Raw genomic sequence first — 20,535 nt, 5'->3', positions numbered from 1 at the left:
ACGGGGCTCACCCCCATGTCGACTCCTTTACAACCCCCAAGTCGGCTCCTTTACAAGGCTCGCACCCAGCCCCGCTCCGTTGCCGCCGGTGATGGCGATCGGGCCGTCGGTGTCGGTGCGGAGGACCGTTGTGCCTTCCGTGTGGAGGGTGTTCAGGGTGCGGGGGGACGGGTGGCCGTACTTGTTGCCCGTGCCGCAGGAGATCAGGGCCAGGCGGGGGTGGAGGCGGGCCAGCAGGGCGGGGTCCTGGCGGGAGGAGCCGTGGTGGGCGACCTTGAGGACGTCGACCGGGGGGAGGTCGGGGTGCCGGGCCAGCAGTTCGCGCTGGGCCGGGGGCTCCAGGTCGCCCAGGAGTATCAGGGTGAGGCCCGCGGTTCTCACCAGCAGGGCGACGCTGGAGTCGTTCGGGTCGGCGTCCGGGAGGGCCGCTTCCGGTTCCGGCGGCCAGAGGATCTGCCAGTCCAGTTGACCTAGTTGGCGCCGCTCCCCCTCCGTCGCCCGCAGCACCGGGATGTGTGCCGCCGCGGCGCGGCGGCGTACCGAGGCGGCCTCGCCGGGCGGCGCGTCCACGGTCGTGGTCTCGATCGCGCCCACGCTGCGCCCGGCCAGGACGCCGGGGAGCCCGGCGACGTGGTCGGCGTGGAAGTGGGTGAGGATCAGCAGCGGAATCGTGGTCACGCCCAGCGACTTCAGGCACCGGTCGGCCAGCATCGGCTCAGGGCCGGTGTCGACGACCACCGCGGAGCCGTCACCGTCACCGGAGTTGAGCACCAACGCGTCCCCCTGCCCGACGTCGCACGCCGCCATCCGCCACCCCGCGGGCGGCCAGCCGGTGGCCAGCCGGGTGAGCGGGGCGGGCGCCAGCACCGCGACCAGCAGCAGCGCGGCCAGCGCCGCGCAGAACCAGGGATGGCGGGCGATGCGCCGGGCCAGCGACAGCAGCACGGCGGTGACGACGGCGAGCAGCAGTCCGCCCGTCCAGCCGCCGGGCCAGTCCAGCGCCGCACCCGGTAGTGCGGCGCCCTCGCGGGCGACCATCGCCACCCAGACCACCGGCCAACCCGCCAGCCAGGCGAGGCACTTGGCGGCGAGCATCGACACCGGCGCCGCCGCCAGGGCGGCGAAGCCCAGCACGGTCGCCGGGGGCACCGCCAGTTCGGCCAGCAGGTTGCACGGGATGGCGACCAGGCTGATGTGCGCGGCGAGCACCGCGACCAGCGGTGCGCACAGCACCTGCGCGGCCGCGGCGGCCGCCAGGGCCTCCGCCAGGTGGGCCGGAACACCGCGCCGCCGCAGCGCGGCGCTCCACCCCGGGGCGAGGGTCAGCAGCCCGGCCGTGGCCAGCACCGACAGCGCGAAGCCATAGGAGCGGGCCAACCACGGGTCGTAGAGGACCAGGGCGATGACGGCGGCGGCGAGCGCGGGCAGCAGGGTGCGGCGACGCCCGGTACCGATGGCCAGGAGAGTGATCAGACCGCAGACGGCGGCCCGCAGCACACTCGGGTCCGGTCGGCACAGCACCACGAAGCCGATGGTCAGTACCCCACCGAGCACCGCGGTGAGCCGCAGCGGCAGGCCGAGCCGGGCGGCGATGCCCCGGCGTTCCGCGCGTACAGCCAGGGACGAGGGGCCGATCAACAGGGTGAGGATCACCGTCAGGTTGGAACCGCTGACCGCCAGCAGATGGGTCAAATCGGTTTCGGCGAAAGCCTCCTGGAGATCGGGCGCCACCCGGGAGGTGTCTCCCACCACGAAGCCCGGGAGCAACGCGCGGGCGTCCGGCGGAAGTTCGTCGGTCGCGTCCCGCAGCCCGGCGCGCAGCGCTCCGGCCAGGCGTTGCACCGCCGACGGCGGCCGGGTGACGGTCGGCGGGCCGTGCACCTGGAAGACGGCGGCGCTGCGGTCGGCCTGCCGGGTGGTGGGGGCCAACTGGCCGTCCAGGGTGAGGCCGGTGGACGGCAGCAGCCGCAGCCACGCCTGGGCGCCGTCCCCGGGCTGGACGATCAGCAGCACGGGGGTGTGCACGGCCGTGGTGGTGCCCCGGGAGGTGACGCGTAATGCGTCGGCCTCCGCGATGACGGAGGGCGGGGCCGGGGTCGAACCACGCACCCGGGGCCGCACCGCACGAGGGTCACCCGTGAGCGTCAACTCAGCGGTGACACGGGCATGTTGGGCGGCGAGCGCCGGGACCGGTCCCCGGTGCAGTCCGGCCACGCTCAGTCCGGCGACACTCGCGGCGGCGCAGGCGCACAGCAGTGCCGCGGCCGCCACGGTGGCTGTCCCGACGCCCCGCCGGGCGGGAGCGCCGGTCATCGCGCCGGTGGCCCTGCGGTGCGCGACGCACAGGGCGAGGGCCGCCACGAGACAGACCCCGGCGCCGACGGCGACCCAGCGGCCCGGTGCGTTCAGCGCGATGACGGCGGCCAGCCAGGTCGCCAGCGCGGGCGGCACCAGGCGCAGGTCGGCCGGACCGTCCTGCCGTGGCGGGGACGTACCGAGCCCGCCAGCGGACGCGGGCGGTCCGGCCGCCCGCACCGTTCGGCCCGGAGCCGCGGACGACGCGGAGGATCGTGGCGTGTTCATGGCCGCACCAGGGCCTGGAGCTCCTGGAAACGACGCTCCCCCACCCCGGTGACCTGGCGGAGTTGGCTGACGGAGGTGAATCCGCCGTGCTCCGTGCGGTACTCGACGATGCGGCGGGCGAGCACCGGTCCGACGCCGGGGAGGGCGTCAAGCTGCTCGGCCGTGGCGGTGTTGAGGCTGAGCTGAGCACCGGGCCCGCCGTCCGTGCCCGCCGCCTGCGCCGCGCCGCCCCCTCGGGCGCCCGCGGCCTCGGCGGGCGGGCCGGGCTGGCCGACCACGACCTGTTCCCCGTCCGTGAGTGGGCGGGCCAGGTTGAGACCGCTGGTGTCGGCGCCCGGCAGAGGGCCGCCCGCCGCCTTCAGCGCGTCGGTGACCCGTGACCCGGCCGGAAGCCGACGCACCCCCGGCTCGCGTACCTTCCCCGCGATGTCGACCACCACCTCCGCGGCGGAGGGCCGGGCCGTCGGCATCGCCGAGCCACCGGCCACCTGTCCCACCGGGGTGGTGACCGCCCGCGCGACGGGTGGCGGCTGCACGGTGCGCGGCCTGCCTGTCCAGAAGTGGTGCACCGCGAAGACGGCGGCCAGCATCAGCACCCCGGCGAGGGCGGCGACGGTGCGCAGCTCCATCCCGCATCTCAACTGCACCCACACCGGCAGCCGTTCGAAGACGGCGGTCCGCCACGACGCGCGGCGCGACGGGTGGTCCGCCAGCGCGGGAGCCGGTTCCGGGGAGGGATCGGCGACCGCCGGATCCCGTACCGGCGGCGGCCGGTCGAACAGCGCGTCCGCACGCGCTCGGGCGACGGTGCCGATGTCGCTGCGGCGATTGGCAGTTGCGGTGTGCGTTCCCATGCCGCCTGACGGTAGGCACGCCGCCCGGATCCCGCTGAGACCGGTTGAATCCCGTGGATTACCGGCCAGTTGTGGATAACTCCGCCACCCGAGCGGGTGAGGCCACCTCCGGGCGGCGCGAGTTCACCTCACACCGCGGCACCGCCACCCCGAAGACCCGCCCCGCCGAAGCCGGACATCCGCCTCCAACGGCCCCGCCCCGGCATCCTCACCGTGGCGAGACGACCGCCCCCAACAGTCCCGGCCCGGTGTGCGCGCCGATGACCGCCCCGACCTCGCTCACATGCAGCTCCGCCACCCCCGGCACCCGCGCCCGGAGCCGCTCCGCCAGGGCCTCGGCGCGCTCGGCGGCGGCCAGGTGGTGGACGGCGATGTCAACCGTCGCCTGGCCCGCCCGCTCGGCAACGACCTCCTCCAGCCGGGCGATGGCCCGCGACGCCGTGCGCACCTTCTCCAGCAACTGGATCCGGCCCTCCGCGAGTTGCAGCAGTGGCTTGACCGCCAGCGCCGAGCCCAGCAGGGCCTGCGCAGCGCCGATCCGGCCGCCGCGCCGCAGATAGTCCAGGGTGTCCACGTAGAAGTAGGCGGACGTGCCCGCGGCGCGCTTCTCCGCCGCCGCGACGGCGTCGTCCACCGTGCCTCCGGACTCCGCCGCCTCGGCCGCCGCGAGCACCGGGAAGCCCAGTGCCATGGCCACCATGCCGGTGTCCACCACCCGTACCGGAACCGGCGCGGTCTCCGCGGCGACGCGCGCCGCGTCGTACGTGCCGGAGAACTCGGCCGACAGATGGAGGGAGACCACGGCTCCGGCGCCCGCGTCGGCCGCCGCGCGGTACGCCGCGACGAACCGCTCGGGGCCCGGCCGTGAGGTGGTCACCGGTCGGCGGCGCCGCAACGCGGTGGCGACCGTGAAGGCCAAGCCCTCGGTGCCCTCCTCCAGTGCCTCGTCACCCAGGATCACGGTGAGCGGAACGACCGTGATGTGATGGCGGGTCAGCGCCTCCTGCGGCAGGTAGGCCGTGGAATCGGTGACGATGGCGACATGGGCTGGCATGAGCGGGACCCTACCCGTCAACCCTGTGGTAACAACACCGTTGCCCGGCCCGCGGCAGCCGTCACCGCCGGCTCAGCGGCGGCCGCCCGGCCAGTCCTGACCCAGCTCCGACCGTGCCGGAGCCTCCACCTCGGTCGGCGCCCAGTGCCGCAGCGCGCCGGCCTCCACCTCGATCTCCCGCCCGAGCGCTGCGAGTTCGTCGTCGCCGAACTGCCGGGCCCGGTCCTGCGCCGCCCAGCGCAGTGAGTCGGCGGAGTGGGTGACGCGTTCCGTGCGCTGGCGCAGTTCCGGCAGGCGGGCGGTGATCCGGCCCTTGTCGGGCTCACGCTCCAGCAGCCGCAGTTCGTCGTCCAGGGCGTGCGCGTGCTCCCGCAGCCTGCCCAGCAGGGACAGCGCCTCGCGTAGCGCCGGGTCGTCCGTGACGCCCGCCTCCAGCGCCTGGCGGGTGCCGATCATGGACTCGCGCAGTTCCAGCCGCAGCGACGCCAACTCGCCGAGGGCGCCCGGCTGACCGTACTTCTTCGCCTTGAGGGTGGTCTCCTCGACGACCCGCCGGGCCTGGGCGCTGGTGCGCTCCACACCGCGCCGCACGGCCCGTGCCGTCTTGACCGTCGCGACCACGCCGAGCACCACGGCCGCCAGCAGGACCAGCGCGAGTACCCCGAAAACGGCAACCATGGACGCTCCCTCTCACACCACGCCGAAACACCACACCGAGCCGGTTGTCTCCACGGTAGACGGCCGGGGCCGGTCGCGGGCTCCAGTGGAACCCGCAACCGGCCCCGAATCGGCCCCTAGGGGGCGTGATGTCACGCGGGCACGATGTTCACCAGCTTCGGCGCCCGGACGATGACCTTGCGGATGCCCGCGCCGCCCAGCGCCGCCTGTACCGCCTCGTCGGCCAGCGCCAGCTCCTCCAGCTCCGCCTCGCCGATGGCGGGCGGCACCTCAAGGCGCGCCCTGACCTTGCCCTTGACCTGGACGACGCAGGTGACCGTCTCGTCCTGAACATAGGCCGGGTCGGCGACCGGGTAGTCGGCGTGGGCCAGCGACTCGGTGCGCCCCAGCTTGCGCCACAGTTCCTCGGCGATGTGCGGGGCCAGCGGGGCGACCAGCAGCACCATCTGCTCGGCCACGGTGCGCGGCACCCTGGACAGCTTGGTCAGGTGGTTGTTCAGCTCGGTGGCCTTGGCGATGGCGGTGTTGAAGCGCAGGCCCGCCATGTCGCCGCGGATGCCGTCGATCGCCTTGTGCAGCGCGCGCAGGGTCTCCTCGTCCGGCTCGTCGTCCACGACGGTGACCTCGCCGGTGGCCTCGTCCACCACGTTGCGCCACAGCCGCTGCAGGAAGCGGTAGGAGCCGACGACCGCCCGGGTGTCCCACGGGCGGGACACGTCCAGCGGGCCCATCGCCATCTCGTACAGGCGCAGCGTGTCGGCACCGTACTCGGCGCAGATCTCGTCCGGAGTGACCGCGTTCTTCAGGGACTTGCCCATCTTGCCCAGCTCGCGCTTGACCTGCTCGCCGCCGTGGAAGTACTTGCCGTCCCGCTCCTCGACCTCGGCCGCCGGGACCGGGAAGCCGCGGCTGTCCCGATAGACGTAGGCCTGGATCATGCCCTGGTTGTACAGCTTGTGGAACGGCTCGTACGAGGAGATGTGCCCCAGGTCGTACAGCACCTTGTGCCAGAAGCGCGCGTAGAGCAGGTGCAGTACTGCGTGCTCCTGGCCACCGATGTACAGGTCGACGCCACCCGCGGGCTGGCCCTCGCGCGGGCCCATCCAGTACTCCTCGGCCGCCGGGTCGACCAGCCGGTCGCCGTTGTGCGGGTCCAGGTAGCGCAGCTCGTACCAGCACGAACCCGCCCAGTTCGGCATGGTGTTGGTCTCGCGGCGGTAGGTCTTCGGCCCGTCGCCGAGGTCCAGCTCCACGTTGACCCAGTCCTCGTTGCGGGACAGCGGGGTCTCGGGCTCGGTGTCGGCGTCGTCCGGGTCGAAGGTGCGCGGCGCGTAGTCGTCGATCTCGGGCAGCTCGACCGGGAGCATCGACTCGGGCAGCGGGTGCGCCACACCGTCCTCGTCGTAGACGATCGGGAACGGCTCGCCCCAGTAGCGCTGACGGCTGAACAGCCAGTCGCGCAACCGGAAGTTGACGGTACCCTCGCCGATGCCGCGGGCGGCCAGCCACTCGGTGATCTTCGACTTGGCCTCGGGAACCAGCAGGCCGTCCAGCGAGACGTCGGCGTTGGCGGAGTTGATGATCCGCGCGTCATAGGAGTCGAAGGCGTCCTCCCATGTCGACGGGTCCGTGCCGCGGTCGTCCGAGGGCTGCACCACGCAGCGCATCGGCAGCTCGAAGGCGCGGGCGAACGCGAAGTCACGGGTGTCGTGCGCCGGTACGGCCATGATGGCGCCGGTGCCGTAGCCCATCAGCACGTAGTCGGCGATGAAGACCGGAACGTGTTCGCCGCTGACCGGGTTCACCGCGTACGCGCCGGTGAAGACGCCGGTCTTCTCTTTGGCCTCGGCCTGCCGCTCCAGGTCGGACTTGGCGGCGGCCTGCTTGCGGTACTCGGCGACCGCCTCGGCCGGGGTGCTGTGCCCACCGGTCCACGCCGCGGGGGTGCCCTCGGGCCAGCTGGCCGGGACGATCTTCTCCACCAGCTCGTGCTCGGGGGCCAGCACCATGTAGGTGGCGCCGAACAGGGTGTCGGGGCGGGTGGTGAAGACGGTGATCCTGGCGTCGCCGTCGAAGCTGACCGGGAAGTCCACCCGGGCGCCCTCGGAGCGTCCGATCCAGTTGCGCTGCTGGAGCTTGATGGCCTCGGGCCAGTCCAGCGCGTCCAGGTCCTCCAGCAGGCGGTCGCCGTACGCGGTGATGCGCATCATCCACTGGCGCAGCTTGGCCTTGAAGACCGGGAAGTTGCCGCGCTCGGAGCGGCCGTCCGCGGTGACCTCCTCGTTGGCCAGTACGGTGCCCAGGCCCGGGCACCAGTTGACCGGCGAGTCGGAGGCGTAGGCCAGCCGGTAGCCGCTGAGGACGTCGGCGCGCTCGACGCCGGACAGCTCGCTCCAGGCGCGGCCGTCGGGGGTCGGCCGGGCGCCGGAGGCGAACTGCTCGACCAGCTCGTCGATGGGCCGGGCCCTGCGCGCCTCGGGGTCGTACCACGAGTTGAAGATCTGCAGGAAGATCCACTGAGTCCACTTGTAGTACTCGGGATCGATGGTGGCGAAGGAGCGGCGCTTGTCGTGGCCCAGGCCCAGGCGGCGCAGCTGGGCCTTCATGGTGGCCATGTTGGCCTCGGTGGTCACCCGGGGATGGGTGCCGGTCTGTACCGCGTACTGCTCGGCGGGCAGGCCGAAGGCGTCGAAGCCCAGCGTGTGCAGCACGTTGTGGCCGGTCATGCGGTGGAAGCGGGCGAAGACATCGGTGGCGATGTAGCCCAGCGGGTGGCCCACGTGCAGTCCCGCGCCGGACGGGTACGGGAACATGTCCATGATGAACTTCTTGGGCCGACCGGTGACCTCCGCCGGACCGCCGAGCTCGCCGCCACCCGGGTTGGGGGCGTTGAAGGTGCCCTCGCGCTCCCAGAAGTCCTGCCAGCGTGCCTCGATGTCGGCGGCCAGCTGGGCGGTGTAGCGGTGCGGCGCGGCCGCCTCGGCGGCGGGGGTGGTCTCGCTCATGTCCCTCGAAGCTCCATCGATGTCATGACAGGCGTACGCCCGGTCTGCCTTCGGATCGTTTCGCCCGGACCGCGTACCGGCCTGGTCCGGAAACGAAAAAACCCCTCGCACAGGAGGGGACGCCGCACTGACTGGTTCCTTGTCAGCGCGGCTGGCTAAGCAGAAGGCGTACGGCACGCATGGGCTCAGGGTACCCCAGCGCGGGAAGGGCCCGCACCGGGATATCGGTGCGGGCCCCTACGCCTTGTGCCTGTCCGCTGTCGCTCAGTGGCGCGGGCGGTACGAGAGCACGTAGTCCGCGCCGGGGCTGCCGACGCCGGTGACGTTGTCGAATCCGATCGTCGCGTTCAGCGAGCTGTCGTGGCCGAGGGTGCGCAGCGAGGTGTTGTAACCGCCCTTGGCGTCGAAGCCGTTCTTGAAGTCGACGCGCACGTCGGCGAGGGACTGGCCCTGGCCGAGCGGGTGGTCGGTCACGTCGTGGTACGCCGAGGTGCCGAACCGGTCGTAGATGGCCGGGTTGGCGAAGCCGATCGGCACACCGCCGCGGGCCTGCTGGGCGAGCGCCTGGATCGCGGAGATCACCGGCGCGGCGAGCGAGGTGCCGCCGATGCGGTACTCGCTGTACTTCACGGAGTGGTCCGGGAAGGTCTGCGACTGGCCGACCAGGAAGCCGGTGGACGGGTCGGCCACCGCCGCGATGTCCGGGACCACGCGCTGCGGGGTGGCACCGTTCTGCTTGCTCAGCGTGTCCGGGACGACGCCGCGCTGGTAGTACGGCTGCGGGGTGAGCTTGCTGGTACCGCCGCCGGCGCCGTAGAGGTAGTCACCGGGCAGCGAGGACCAGTTCTTGCCGTCCGCGGAGAGCGTGGCCTTGGTGGTGCCCCAGCCGGTCTCCCACTGGTACTTGTCGCCCTTGCCGACGGCCAGCGAGGTGCCGCCGACCGAGGTGACCCAGGCGGAGTTGGCCGGGGTGTCGATCTGCTTGGTGCCGGTGTTGGCGAGTTCGTCGCCGTTGTCACCGGAGGAGAAGTAGAAGCCGATGCCCTCGACCGCGCCCTGCTGGAAGATCTGGTCGTAGGCGGCGGCCACGTCCGGGGTCTCGTTGGCCTCCACATCGCTCCAGGAGTTGGAGACGATGTCGGCGAGGCGGTTGTCGACCACCTTGTTCAGGCTGTCCATCAGGTCGGGGTCGTTGCACGAGGCAGCGCCCACGTAGACGATGTTGGCGCCCGGGGCGACCGCGTGCACCGCCTCGACGTCCAGCGTCTCCTCGCCGTACCAGCCGGCGGCCTTGCAGGAGTCGATGTTGTTGTAGGCACTCGGCAGGACCTGGGTGAACTGGCCGCTCTTGTAGGCCGCGTCACCGTTGCGCTTGGCGTACTCGGCCGCGTCCTTGGCGATGTACGGCGAGGCGAACGCGTCGGTGATGGCGACGGTCACGCCCTTGCCGGTGTAGCCCTTGGCACCGTAGGCGGCACGCAGCTGCTTGCCGGTGTAGCCCTTGACGACGTAGGGCGCCGAACCGCCGTAGGCCTTGGGCAGGTTCTTGGCCACGTTGGAGCCGTAGTACGTGGAGAACGGACCGGCCTGCCGGGCGACGGCCTCCGGCGGGGGCAGTTCGTCGTGCCTGGACTGCTTGGGGGCGTTGTCCAGGCCGGTGATGGTGAGCACCGCGCCGTGCAGCGAGGCCGGTACCGAGGCGGCCTGGGCGGGGGCGTGGTAGAGGTGGCCGTCCTTGGAGTAGTTGCGCAGCTCCGTGTTGAAGGCCTTCTCCACCGCGGCCTTGTCGCCGCTCACCGCGACGTAGTGCTGGTTGGAGCCGGTCACCGTCAGGCCGGAGTTCCTCAGCCAGGCGGTGACCTCGGCTATCTGCTGCCTGGTCGTGCCGAAACGGTCCTGCACCTGCTTCGGCGTCAGGTACTTGCCGTAGTTGGGCGACGAGGGGTCGGACACCCCCTGCGCGTAGGAGGCCAGGCCCTGCGCGTCCTTGCCGGCCAGGTAGACACGGGCGTTGACGGTGGTCGACCCGGCGGCGGTGCCGTGGTCGGCACGCGCCGTCGCCCACAGCGGCTTGGTGTTGGTCAGCACCTGCCGGTTGTTGGAGTCGGCCTGGGCGGTGGGGACGCCCATGGCCAGAGCGCCGGCCACCAGCGGCAGCGTGGCTGCCACCGCCAGACCGGCGCGCGCTCTGTGACGGACAAGCTTCATGAAACCCCCAAAGAGACACGGATGGTCGCGGCATGCTCGCGTGACCCGGATCGCGTTCACCGAATAGCGGTGATCCGCATGCCGTAGGGCCAAACTCTGTCGCTGATCTGTTCACATCAGGGGAATGATTGCGTCAAGAAATGGTCAAGTGGGCGTAATGGCCGGGAAGTTGTAATGCGCCGTTGACATGCGATGGAGGCAGCGGACCGGAAGGCGTAATTCCGTACGGCAGTTGACAGGGTGACCGGTTCGAGGGTCGCCCGCAAGACCACCGCCCGACGCTAGCAGCGCGGCCCGGCGGCCGACCGCGTTTACCGCAAGTCCCCATGCTGCGGGGCGAGTTCGCCTAGACATTCACCATGCCCACGCATCGACACCGTCAACGGCCGCCCCTGGCCCGCGTCGCGACCGGACCGAGCGGCCTACCCAGGCGTTACGCGCTCGCAGGGTGCGTTGTCCCGGCGGCGGCCCTGCCGCTCGTAATCCCCGGCGCACGCCACTGGCTGGACGCCTACGCGGGAGTCGGCGCGCTGCTGTCCCTGACCGCGACCGTGGTGTGGGGGCTGGTCAGTACCGACAGCCGCTTCCTCGGCCCGCGTCAGCGGCTGTTGGCGCAGGGCGCGCACCGGGCGGCCACGGTGGCGTGTCTGGGCCTCCTCGGGCTGCACATCGCCGTCAAGGTCACCGAGCGGCACGCCACGGCCGCCGAGGCGCTGGTCCCGGCCGGGCCGGGCGGCCGGGCGCTGCTGGTCGGCCTGGGTACGGTCGCCGGGTACCCGCTGCTGTTGGCGGCGGCCACCGGAGTGCTGCGCGGGGCGTTCGCGGCGCGCGGTCGACCGGCGCACTGGCGGGTGCTGCACGGGTGCGGGTATCCGGCATGGTTCGCCGCCGTGGTGCACGGCCTGAAGTCGGGGCGCGCGGCGCCGGGTTGGACGGTGGCGTGCTACGCGGTGTGCCTGGTGGCCGTGAGCGCGGCACTGGCGGTGCGTGCGACCCGGCGCGGCAGACCTGCCGGGCGCCGCCCCCGCGGGCCGCGGAAGGCGGCTCCGCGCCCGCGTGTGACGCCCGTCACCTCCTCCAACCCCGGCGCGCCCGAAGGGGGGTGCGGAGGCTTCGCCACCGCGCGGCGAGGCCCTGCGGAAACGACGAAGGCGATCCGGCCCGCGCTTCTCGCGGACCCGGATCGCCTTCGTACTCGTGGAGCTAAGGGGAATTGAACCCCTGACCTCTTGCATGCCATGCAAGCGCTCTACCAACTGAGCTATAGCCCCAGGTCTTGCTCTCCGCCGGGAACCCCCGGCGACTCCGTAAACATTACACGGTGCGGGGGGCGTTTCGCCAAATCGATCGAGCGGCGCCCCGGCGCCCCCAGGGCCGGGGGGAATACCGCGCCCTGCTGCGCGAACCCGACAGAAGGTACTGTCGGGCTTCCGCGCCGCCCGAACGACGACCCGGACCACCGGACCGGGCCGAGCCAAGCCCCCGGACCCAGGAGCCAACCACCGTGACCGCGACGCAGCCGATCAGCGACCCGCGTACCGGCGCGGTCCGGGACCTCATAGCGCGGCGGCCGACCATGCTCGCCGCACTGGCCTGCCTGGTGTCGTTCACCGGTTTCTGGATCGCACAGCGCGCCGCGCACGTCTCCATGATCGACCTCATGGTGTACCGGGCCGAGGGCTGGACCATGCGGACCGGCCGCGACCTGTACGCGATGGTGGCCACCGAGGCCAACCTGCCGAACACCTACCCGCCGTTCGCGGCGATCATCTTCGCGCCGCTGACCTGGCTGGGCGTCCCGGCGATGCGGACCGCGGCCACGGCGGCCAACCTGGGGCTGCTGGTAGCCGTGGTCCACCTGTCGCTGCGCCTGGTCGGACGGCCGCAGCGGGTGCCGCGCGCCGCCGCGACGCTGGCGATCAGCGCCGTGGCGGTGTGGTGCGAACCGGTGTGGACGACGCTGCGGTACGGGCAGATCAACCTGCTGCTGGCGGTCCTGGTGCTGTGGGACCTGACCCGGCGGGCCGGCCACCGCTGGGCCGGGACCGGCATCGGGATCGCGGCCGGGATCAAGCTGACCCCGGCGCTGTTCGCCGTCTTCCTGGCGCTGGTGGGCGCCGCCCAGGGCTGGCGGCGGCTGCGAAGCGGCGGCACGGTGTGGAACCCGGCGCTGCGCCGGGCCGCGGTGGCGTCGGGCGCCTTCGCGGCGACGGTGACGGTGGCGGCGGTGGCGCTGCCCCGGGACTCGCGCGACTTCTGGACCCGGATGGTCTTCGCCGCCAACCGGGTCGGCCATGCCGAGGAGACCGCCAACCAGTCGGTACGCGGTGTGCTCGCCCGCCTGCTGCACACCCCGGACCCGGGCGGGTCCTGGCTGGTCGCCGCGGCGCTGGTCGGCGCGCTGGGGCTGGCGGTCGCGGTGGCCGCGGCGCTGGCCGGGGACCGGCTGCCGTCCGGGACGGCCTGGGCGGCCTGCGCCTGCGCGGTGACGGCGCTGCTGGTCAGTCCGGTGTCCTGGTCGCACCACTGGGTGTGGTGCGTGCCGATGGTGCTGCTGCTCGGCTCGGAGGCGCTGCGGCGGCGTGAACCACGGTGGCGGGTGGGGGCGGCGCTGACCGCGGTGCTGTTCTGCTCCTTCGTGCCGTGGGCGGTGCCGCACACCCCTGGGCGGCGCTTCGAACTGCACCAGAACCCCGGGGAGATGCTGCTGTCCGCGGTCTATCCGCTGATCGGCCTGGCGTTCCTGGCCGTCGCCGGGACCCAGGCGGTACGGGCGCTGCGGATCCGGCGCGAGGCCCTTCGCGCGGTCATCCCGGCGCAGTCCCGTGGGACGCGGCAGGACCAGGCGTACGCCGACCACTGAGCGGTGCCCCGGCGAACACGCCCGGCGGCGCGGTCCCGGCCAGTGCGACCGTTGTCAGCCACGGCGCGTGCGCGGAGGCTGCGGCCGTGCCGGGGGCGGAACGGGCGCAGTACGAGAGGCGGTTGAGGCACAGCGTGCCGAGGGTGGCCACGTCCACCAGCTGACCGGGCTGGAGGACGGTCACCAGCAGCCCGCCGGTGTCGGCCGCGTCCACCGGCGCGCAGCGCTCCAGCGCCCGGTCGAGGTTCGGTCCGTACGCCGATCCCGCGCCCGCCACCGCCATGGCCGGGCAGAGCCACTCACCGCCGCTGCCGCCCACCGCGTAGCGGCAGCCCGCACAGCACGCGGGCCGCACCGGCGGTGACGAGGCCGAGCGGCACCAGTGCGCCGTGCCAACGCCGCGAGGCCCGCCGCCAGTTGAGGCTCACCCACCCGGTGGCCGGTTTTCGCGTACGCGGCGCCCGCTCCGCGAACTCCCGGCGGAACGAGAGAGGACAGCCCAAGGGCGCTGATGCACCGGGGAGTTCGGGACGGGCTGGGGCGCGGCCCCGAGTGTGCGCGCAAAAAGAACGGACCACCCGAAGGTGGTCCGTTTCGCTGTGGAGCTAAGGAGAATTGAACTCCTGACCTCTTGCATGCCATGCAAGCGCTCTACCAACTGAGCTATAGCCCCGATTTTCTCGGCTCGTCTCCTTGCCGGAACGTGTAGAAGCTTAGCGTGTGACCTGCTGATTCGCGAAATCGGCGATCACACGTCGTCGCCGAGCACGGGCTGCGGCAGGGTGCCCGCGTTGTGCTCCAGCAACCGCCAGCCGCGGGCGCCGTGTCCGAGCACCGACCAGCAGCAGTTGGACAGTCCGCCGAGCGACTCCCAGTGCCTCGGCTCCAGTCCCAGCAGGCGGCCGATGGTGACCCGGATCGCGCCACCGTGGCTGACCACCAGCAGCGTGCCGTCCTCCGGCAGCTTCTCCACCTCGCGCAGCACCACCGGCGCGGCCCGGTCGGCGACCTCGGTCTCCAGCTCGCCGCCGCCGCGCCGCACCGGCTCCCCGCGCTTCCAGGCCAGGTACTGCTCGCCGTAGCGCTCCATGATCTCGTCGCTGGTCAGGCCCTGCCAGGCGCCCGCGTAGGTCTCCCGCAGCTCCTCGTAGAACGTGGGCTGCAGGCCGGTGACAGCGCTCAGCTCGGTCGCGGTGGCCGCGGCCCGCCGCAGGTCGGAGGAGATCACCGCGTCCGGCTTGAGCGCGGCGAGCAGCCTCGCCGCCCGGCGCGCCTGGGCGACGCCGGTCTCGGTCAACGGGATGTCCGTGGAGCCCTGGAAGCGGCGCTCCAGGTTCCAGGAGGTCTGGCCGTGCCGCCACAGCACGACGCGACGGCCACGGCCGTTCTTACGGCCGGGCTCCCGCTCGGCCGTCTCCTGCTGCGCCGCGCCGTTCACCGGCGGCTGGGGCTGCGTGCTCAGCTCAGCTCTCCGTCCGCCTCGGCGCCGTGCTGTTTGGCGTACTCAGCGGCCTTGCCCCGGGTCGCCACCGCGTCCTTGGGCAGCTCGATCTCCGGGCAGTCCTTCCAGAGCCGCTCCAGCGCGTAGAACACCCGCTCCTCGGCGTGCTGGACGTGCACCACGATGTCGACGTAGTCGAGCAGCACCCAGCGGCCCTCGCGCTCGCCCTCGCGGCGCACCGGCTTCGCGCCCAGCTCCTTCTGCAACCGTTCCTCGACCTCGTCCACGATCGCTTTGACCTGCCGGTCATTGGGCGCGGAGGCGAGCAGGAACGCGTCCGTGATGGCGAGCACGTCGCTGACGTCGTAGGCGATGATGTCGTGCGCGAGCTTGTCGGCTGCCGCCTGGGCGGCGGCGGTGATCAGCTCGATGGAGCGGTCCGTGGCGGTCACAAGCCATGCTTTCCGGTCGGGAACGGGTACGCCTCCAGGGTCTCATGTCACAGCGCCCTCCCTCCCGTCGCCCACCACCACCCTCAACGGAGACCCTCACGGGCCGCAGCGCCGCCCACCCGTCGCCCACCACCACCCTCAACGGAGACCCTCACGGGCCGCAGCGCCGCCCACCCGTCGCCCACCACCACCCTCAACGGAGACCCTCACGGGCCGCAGCGCCGCCCACCCGTCGCCCACCACCCTCAACGGAGACCCTCCGGGCCACACCGCACTCCGGGGTCACCCCTTGTAGTCGCCGCCCAGTACGACCGTGATGTCCGCGTTGTTGGCTGCCTGCCCCTTGCTGACCGCGCTGTCCGGCAGCCCGAGGGTCTTGGCCAGTTCCTTGGCGGTCTGCGCCTGGCTGTCGGCGCCGTAGACCACCTGCGACCTGGCCTGCGGGGAGGCGGTGCCGCCGTCCACGTAGGTGTAGCCGGAGTTGACCACAGCGACCTGGGCCGAGGACGCCGCCTTCTTGCTGCCGGTGGCGTCGCGCACCGCGACCCGCGGGATGCCACTGGTGTCGGTGTTCTTCACGGTGCCGCCGAGCACGTCCTTCACCACGGTGTCGGTGGCCTGCTGGCTGAGGGTGCCGTCCGCCTGCACGGGCAGCGTGGTGGTGCTGTAGTGGCCGGCCTTCTCCTGGTCGGCGAGGTGCGCCAGGGTGGCGCCGAGTTGCGCGTCGCTGAGCGAGGGGTCGGGGATGGCGCCCAGACTGTCGATGATCTTGGTGGCGGTGGCGGCGTCGCTCGGCAGCTTCATCAGCACCGCCTGCATGACCTGCCCGAACCGGTTCAGCTGCTTGTCCTGCGACTCGCCGGGGCCGCGGTAGCTGGCGTAGGCGACCGCCGCCTGGCCGTTCAGGTCCTGCTGCTGGCCCGCGTTCACCACGGTCTTGCCGCCCGAGGTGATCGTGGTGTCGGTGTCCACGGTGATGTCGCCGACCGCGTCGACCAGGATCTCCAGATACGGCGTGTCAAGCCGCCAACTGCCCTGGATGTTGGCGCCCAGCAGGGCGTTGAGCGCGTCCCTGGTGGGCCCCGCGCCCTGGTCCACCACCGACTTGCCGAGCGTGGTGCTGCCGTTGCCGTCGGGGTTGACGGAAAGGGAGTTGGGCAGCAGGACGGTGGTGCCCTTGCCCGTGGTCTCGTTGCCCACCAGCAGCGCGGTGGAACTGGCGTTGCTGTCGACCTGCCGCAGGTGCACCACGATCACGTCGCGCTTCTGGGCGCCGGCGGCCTGCGCGGCGGCGCTGGCCTTGCCCAGGCCGGGCAGCTTTCCGGCCTGCCACAGGTAGCCGACGCCGCCGAGCAGTGCCAGCACCAGCAGCACGACCAGCACGACCACCCGGGTACGGCCGCGCCGCTTGCGCTCGTCGCGGCGTTCGGTGCGGGACTCGGAGAACTTCAGCCAGTCGATGACGTCTTCGGCCTGCTCGTCCTCGTCCTCGACGAACGCGAACTGCTCGGTGTGGAACTCCCGGGGCGCCTCCTCGTCACGGATCGGCGGCTGCTGGGGTTCGGGTTCCGGAACGCGCGGCGGTTCCTCCTGGCGCGGCTGCGGGACCTGGTAGCGCTGCTCTTCGTAGGACGGCTGGGGGTACGCCGCAGGGTCCTGGTAGCCGGGCTGCTGGTACGTCTGGTAGCCGTCGTGGCCCGGGTAGCCCTGCTGCGGGTACTCCTGGGGGTACGGCTGCTGGACGTACCCCTGCTGCGGGTACTGCTGCTGGTCCGGGTACGGGGCGTAGGGCTGCTGGCCCTGGTGGTACGCCTGGTCGTAGCCCTGCTGTGCAGGGGCGTACGGGTCGTATCCCTGCTGGCCCTGCTGGTAGCCGCCCGCGTAGGGGTCCTGGCCGTAGTGCTCCTGGTCGCCGCTCACGGGTGCCCCTCCAGATCAGAAAACGAGTACCGCGAGCGATCGCTACCCGGCGTCCCGGTACAGATTCCGCTTGTTGATGTAGCGCACCACGCCGTCGGGCACCAGGTACCAGACCGGTTCGCCCTGCGCCACACGGTCCCTGATCTCGGTGGACGAGATCGCCAGCGCGGGCACCTCGACCAGGGACACACCGCCGTTGGGAATGCCGGGGTCGGACAGGGTGTGCCCCGGTCTGGTCACCCCGATGAAGTGCGCCATGGAGAAGAGTTCCTGGGCGTCCCGCCAGGAGAAGATCTGCGCCAGCGCGTCGGCGCCGGTGATGAAGAAGAGGTCCACGTCGCCGTACTCGGCGCGCAGGTCCCGCAGGGTGTCGAGGGTGTAGGTACGGCCGCCGCGGTCGATGTCGATCCGGCTCACCGAGAACTGCGGGTTGGACGCGGTGGCGATGACCGTCATCAGATAGCGGTCCTCCGCCGGGGACACCAGCTTGTGTTCCTTCTGCCACGGCTGGCCGGTCGGTACGAAGACGACCTCGTCGAGGTGGAAGAGACTGGCGACCTCGCTCGCCGCCACCAGGTGGCCGTGGTGGATGGGGTCGAACGTCCCGCCCATCACACCGAGTCGTTTCTTCACTGGCCCGGCCCCTCCGTCAGCGGTCGCGGAGGGGCGCGTGGGCACTGCCTGCTCTCCCATGCGAGCACACCCTACTTGGCCGCTCGGGAAGCCTTGACCCGGCTCAGCGGTCCCGGTTGAAGCGCGTGGTGATCCACAGCAGGAGCAGCAGGATGAACAGCGCGCCGCCCCCGGTGAGGTACGGGCTCAGGCTCTGGTGGTTGCCGCCTTCGGCGAGCTGCGTCAGAGCTGCTGGGATGTTTGCGGTCATGGTCGGCAGGACCCCTTGCGGTCGAGGATGCGGTCGAGTCGCGGTGAGCCACCGGGCGGCGGACCGGGCCGGAAACTCGTGCCACATCGTACGTGCGGGGCGCCAGGAACCCCAGGCAGCCCCCGCGCGTCCTGACTGTGTAGGCGATCTACCCGTCCGCAGCCGTATCCGGCCGCGGAACCGAGTAACCGACCGTCAGTCCTTGTCCCCGTAACCGCGCAGCAGGAACCACGCGAGGAAGACCACGCCGACTACCGCGACGACGATGACGACGGGCAGGAGCTCGCTGGAGATCGGTGCCCCGTCGGCGAGGTGGTTCAACACGGCGTTCTGCATGCTTCTCAGCGTAGTCCTGTCGGCGCCGGGCCCTATCGTGGGGTGTGTCAGGGGGACGAGCACGAGACGGCTAGCAGGGGATTGAGGCCCAATGACCGTGCCGAACGAATCGAACGACCAGGTGCCGAGCCGTAACCGCACCCGTTTCCCAGGGATATCGTCACGCGCCTACGAGCATCCGGCGGACCGCTCGGCGCTGGTGGCGCTGCGCAAGCTGAGCGGTTTCGACACCGTGTTCAAGGCGCTCAGCGGGCTGCTGCCGGAGCGGTCGTTGCGGCTGCTGTTCCTGTCGGACTCGGTACGGGTCAGCGAGCAGCAGTTCCCGCATCTGAACACGATGCTGCGGGACGCCTGCTACATCCTGGACCTGGAGAAGGTCCCCCCGATGTACGTCAACCAGGACCCGCAGCCCAACGCCATGTGCATCGGCCTGGACGAGCCGATCATCGTGGTCACCACCGGTCTGGTGGAGCTGCTGGACGAGGAGGAGATGCGCGCGGTCGTCGGGCACGAGGTGGGCCACGCGCTGTCCGGCCACGCGGTGTACCGCACGATCCTGCTGTTCCTGACCAATCTGGCGCTGCGGGTGGCGTGGATCCCGCTGGGCAACATGGCGGTCATGGCGATCGTCACCGCGCTGCGCGAGTGGTTCCGCAAGTCCGAGCTGTCCGCGGACCGGGCGGGGCTGCTGGTCGGCCAGGACCTGCAGGCGTCGATGCGCGGGCTGATGAAGCTGGCGGGCGGCAACCACCTGCACGAGATGAACGTGGACGAGTTCCTCAAGCAGGCGGAGGAGTACGAGTCCGGCGGCGACCTGCGCGACTCCGTGCTGAAGATCCTCAACGTGCTGCCGCGCAGCCACCCGTTCACCACGGTGCGGGCGGCCGAGCTGAAGAAGTGGGCGGGCAGCCGCGACCACCAGCGGATCATGGACGGGCACTACCCGCGCCGCGAGGACGACAAGGACACCTCGGTCTACGAGTCCTTCAAGGAGTCCGCGAACCACTACGCGGACCACGTGAAGTCCAGCAAGGACCCGCTGATGGGCCTGATCAACGACATCGCCGCGGGCGCCGGGGACATCGGCGGGAAGCTGCGGGACAAGTTCACCGGATCGGGCTCGGGCTCGGAACGGTCCTGAGCAGTCCGCACACCGAGGTGACCGGCCTGCCGTGGTCATAGGGGTCCACCCCGGCCCCGGCGGGCACGCTCTGTCCGGCCAGTAGCGGACGGAAGTACCCGGCCGGGTTTCCTGTGCAGGCGAGCGGCCCGGCCTCGACCGCCGCCTGCTCCACCTCCACCTGGCGGTTGCGCAGGTCGGCGCGGTCGAAGAACAGCTTCAGCTGCCGCCGTACGGTGAACAGCGAGGCCTGGTCGGGTCCGGCGCCGACCGCCCGCACCGCGTAGACCATGGTGTGGTCGGTGTCGACCAGCAGGCCGCCGGGGCCGTCCTCGTTCACCGTCATGCTGCCGCGCACCCGCACCCCGGGGTCGGCCAGCGCGATCCGGGCCGGGTCGAAGCGGACCAGCCATCCGATCGCGGCGTACTGTCCGTCATCGACCGGGTGCGCCAAACTCCGGTCGAACTGGTCGAGTTGACCGGGATTGAGCAGTTCGCGCACCGCGCGTACATCACCGCCGGTGAGCGCGCTGCGGTCGAGCGAGGAGGCGGCCAGATACTCCTTGGCGATGGTCACCGCCTGGAGCACCTGGCTCTGCGAGAAGTGGTCGGTGCCGTTGATCTGCGGCAGGACGATGCCCTTGGCGCCCACCCGGTAGTGAGCCGCGTCCTCGGCGGCGAACATCCGGTCGGCGGCGGCGACCGGCACCGGCACCTGCGGGGCCAACGGCACCAGGGTGATCCGCGCCGGGTCGACGTCCGCAGGCGTGGCCGGCCGATACGGGTGCCGTATGCCCAGGTACAGGGCGACGCCGAAGGCCATCGCGATCAGCAGCACCAGGACCAGTGCCTGCCGCCCGGCACCCATCCATCCGAGCGGCCGCCGGGTGCGCACCGCACTGGCCGTTCCGCCCAGACGTTCCTGCGCCGAGAACTCCTGTATGCGGGCAGCCCGGACGAACGACTCGTCGAACACGACGGATCGGTACTCGTCGTCACCGCCCCCCGGGACGCCCTCGGGTGTCCCCTCCGGAGGGTCTGCACGCCCGGCCATACAACAAGAGTAGGTCGGTCGTGCCGCAGGTGAACGCCCCGGTACGAGACAAGTTTTGAGCGGCCGTCACCGGCCCGTCCCGGG

Annotated in this window: 17 protein-coding genes and 2 tRNA genes; 3 read left to right on the top strand and 16 right to left on the bottom strand. The window is 71.8% G+C overall.

What is annotated here, in order from left to right; genetic code table 11:
• Window positions 1–27: 27 nt before the first annotated feature.
• From O5O46_RS05195 to O5O46_RS05170, 6 genes are all read right to left on the bottom strand, one after another.
• A complete protein-coding gene (locus O5O46_RS05195; protein ID WP_269854041.1) occupies window positions 28–2,583 on the bottom strand; it encodes a ComEC/Rec2 family competence protein in 2,556 nt (851 codons plus the stop codon).
• Complete coding sequence (locus tag O5O46_RS05190; protein ID WP_269854040.1) at window positions 2,580–3,437, bottom strand: ComEA family DNA-binding protein; 858 nt, start codon at window positions 3,435–3,437, stop codon at window positions 2,580–2,582. Before O5O46_RS05190 ends, O5O46_RS05195 begins: the two co-directional genes overlap by 4 nt.
• A 208-nt stretch (window positions 3,438–3,645) precedes the next feature.
• Window positions 3,646–4,491 (bottom strand): DegV family protein, encoded by an 846-nt coding sequence (locus O5O46_RS05185; RefSeq protein WP_269854039.1) that lies wholly within the window; start codon window positions 4,489–4,491, stop codon window positions 3,646–3,648.
• Window positions 4,492–4,563: 72 nt separating this feature from the next.
• The gene (locus O5O46_RS05180) at window positions 4,564–5,169 is read right to left on the bottom strand and encodes a hypothetical protein (protein ID WP_269854038.1); all 606 of its coding nucleotides are present in this window, start codon (window positions 5,167–5,169) and stop codon (window positions 4,564–4,566) included.
• Between the two features lie 131 nt (window positions 5,170–5,300).
• Window positions 5,301–8,174 (bottom strand): leucine--tRNA ligase, encoded by a 2,874-nt coding sequence (gene leuS, locus O5O46_RS05175; protein ID WP_269854037.1) that lies wholly within the window; start codon window positions 8,172–8,174, stop codon window positions 5,301–5,303.
• 264 nt (window positions 8,175–8,438) lie between these two features.
• Window positions 8,439–10,382, bottom strand: a complete 1,944-nt coding sequence (locus O5O46_RS05170) for a S53 family peptidase (protein ID WP_269854036.1) — start codon at window positions 10,380–10,382, stop codon at window positions 8,439–8,441.
• Between the two features lie 359 nt (window positions 10,383–10,741).
• Here O5O46_RS05170 and O5O46_RS05165 point away from each other — a divergent pair, with 359 nt between their 5' ends.
• Window positions 10,742–11,599, top strand: a complete 858-nt coding sequence (locus O5O46_RS05165) for a hypothetical protein (RefSeq protein ID WP_269854035.1) — start codon at window positions 10,742–10,744, stop codon at window positions 11,597–11,599.
• Here O5O46_RS05165 and O5O46_RS05160 read toward each other — a convergent pair.
• Window positions 11,581–11,653, bottom strand: a tRNA-Ala gene (locus O5O46_RS05160). The two genes, O5O46_RS05165 and O5O46_RS05160, sit on opposite strands and share 19 nt — an antisense overlap.
• A gap of 233 nt (window positions 11,654–11,886) precedes the next feature.
• Here O5O46_RS05160 and O5O46_RS05155 point away from each other — a divergent pair.
• On the top strand, window positions 11,887–13,245 hold the full coding sequence (locus O5O46_RS05155) for a glycosyltransferase 87 family protein (protein ID WP_269854034.1): 1,359 nt from the start codon (window positions 11,887–11,889) through the stop codon (window positions 13,243–13,245).
• Here O5O46_RS05155 and O5O46_RS05150 read toward each other — a convergent pair.
• The 8 genes from O5O46_RS05150 to O5O46_RS05115 form a co-directional block, all read right to left on the bottom strand.
• A complete protein-coding gene (locus O5O46_RS05150; RefSeq protein WP_269854033.1) occupies window positions 13,190–13,600 on the bottom strand; it encodes a hypothetical protein in 411 nt (136 codons plus the stop codon). The genes O5O46_RS05155 and O5O46_RS05150 overlap by 56 nt on opposite strands.
• Before the next feature lie 245 nt (window positions 13,601–13,845).
• Window positions 13,846–13,918, bottom strand: a tRNA-Ala gene (locus O5O46_RS05145).
• Between the two features lie 75 nt (window positions 13,919–13,993).
• Entirely contained in the window at window positions 13,994–14,683 is a 690-nt protein-coding gene (locus tag O5O46_RS05140) for a histidine phosphatase family protein (protein ID WP_269854032.1), read from the bottom strand.
• A 20-nt stretch (window positions 14,684–14,703) separates the two neighbouring features.
• On the bottom strand, window positions 14,704–15,138 hold the full coding sequence (gene rsfS, locus O5O46_RS05135; RefSeq protein ID WP_269854031.1) for a ribosome silencing factor: 435 nt from the start codon (window positions 15,136–15,138) through the stop codon (window positions 14,704–14,706).
• A gap of 282 nt (window positions 15,139–15,420) precedes the next feature.
• Window positions 15,421–17,058: an LCP family protein gene (locus O5O46_RS05130; protein ID WP_269854030.1), complete on the bottom strand. Its 1,638-nt coding sequence runs from the start codon at window positions 17,056–17,058 to the stop codon at window positions 15,421–15,423.
• Between the two features lie 42 nt (window positions 17,059–17,100).
• Window positions 17,101–17,751, bottom strand: a complete 651-nt coding sequence (nadD, locus tag O5O46_RS05125) for a nicotinate-nucleotide adenylyltransferase (protein ID WP_269854029.1) — start codon at window positions 17,749–17,751, stop codon at window positions 17,101–17,103.
• Window positions 17,752–17,794: 43 nt separating this feature from the next.
• On the bottom strand, window positions 17,795–17,941 hold the full coding sequence (locus tag O5O46_RS05120; protein ID WP_269854028.1) for a hypothetical protein: 147 nt from the start codon (window positions 17,939–17,941) through the stop codon (window positions 17,795–17,797).
• A gap of 195 nt (window positions 17,942–18,136) precedes the next feature.
• Window positions 18,137–18,277 (bottom strand): hypothetical protein, encoded by a 141-nt coding sequence (locus O5O46_RS05115; protein ID WP_269854027.1) that lies wholly within the window; start codon window positions 18,275–18,277, stop codon window positions 18,137–18,139.
• Window positions 18,278–18,368: 91 nt separating this feature from the next.
• Between O5O46_RS05115 and O5O46_RS05110 the strand changes: the two genes are divergently transcribed.
• Window positions 18,369–19,418: a M48 family metallopeptidase gene (locus O5O46_RS05110; protein WP_269854026.1), complete on the top strand. Its 1,050-nt coding sequence runs from the start codon at window positions 18,369–18,371 to the stop codon at window positions 19,416–19,418.
• Here the strand turns inward: O5O46_RS05110 and O5O46_RS05105 are convergent.
• On the bottom strand, window positions 19,384–20,451 hold the full coding sequence (locus tag O5O46_RS05105; RefSeq protein WP_269854025.1) for an SCO2583 family membrane protein: 1,068 nt from the start codon (window positions 20,449–20,451) through the stop codon (window positions 19,384–19,386). The genes O5O46_RS05110 and O5O46_RS05105 overlap by 35 nt on opposite strands.
• Between the last annotated feature and the right edge of the window lie 84 nt (window positions 20,452–20,535).

This window comes from Streptomyces sp. RPT161, from assembly GCF_027533845.1.
GTDB classification, from domain to species: domain Bacteria; phylum Actinomycetota; class Actinomycetes; order Streptomycetales; family Streptomycetaceae; genus Streptantibioticus_A; species Streptantibioticus_A silvisoli_A.
The sequence above is the reverse complement of the archived record's forward strand: the minus strand, read 5'-3'. Positions and strand labels throughout refer to the sequence as shown.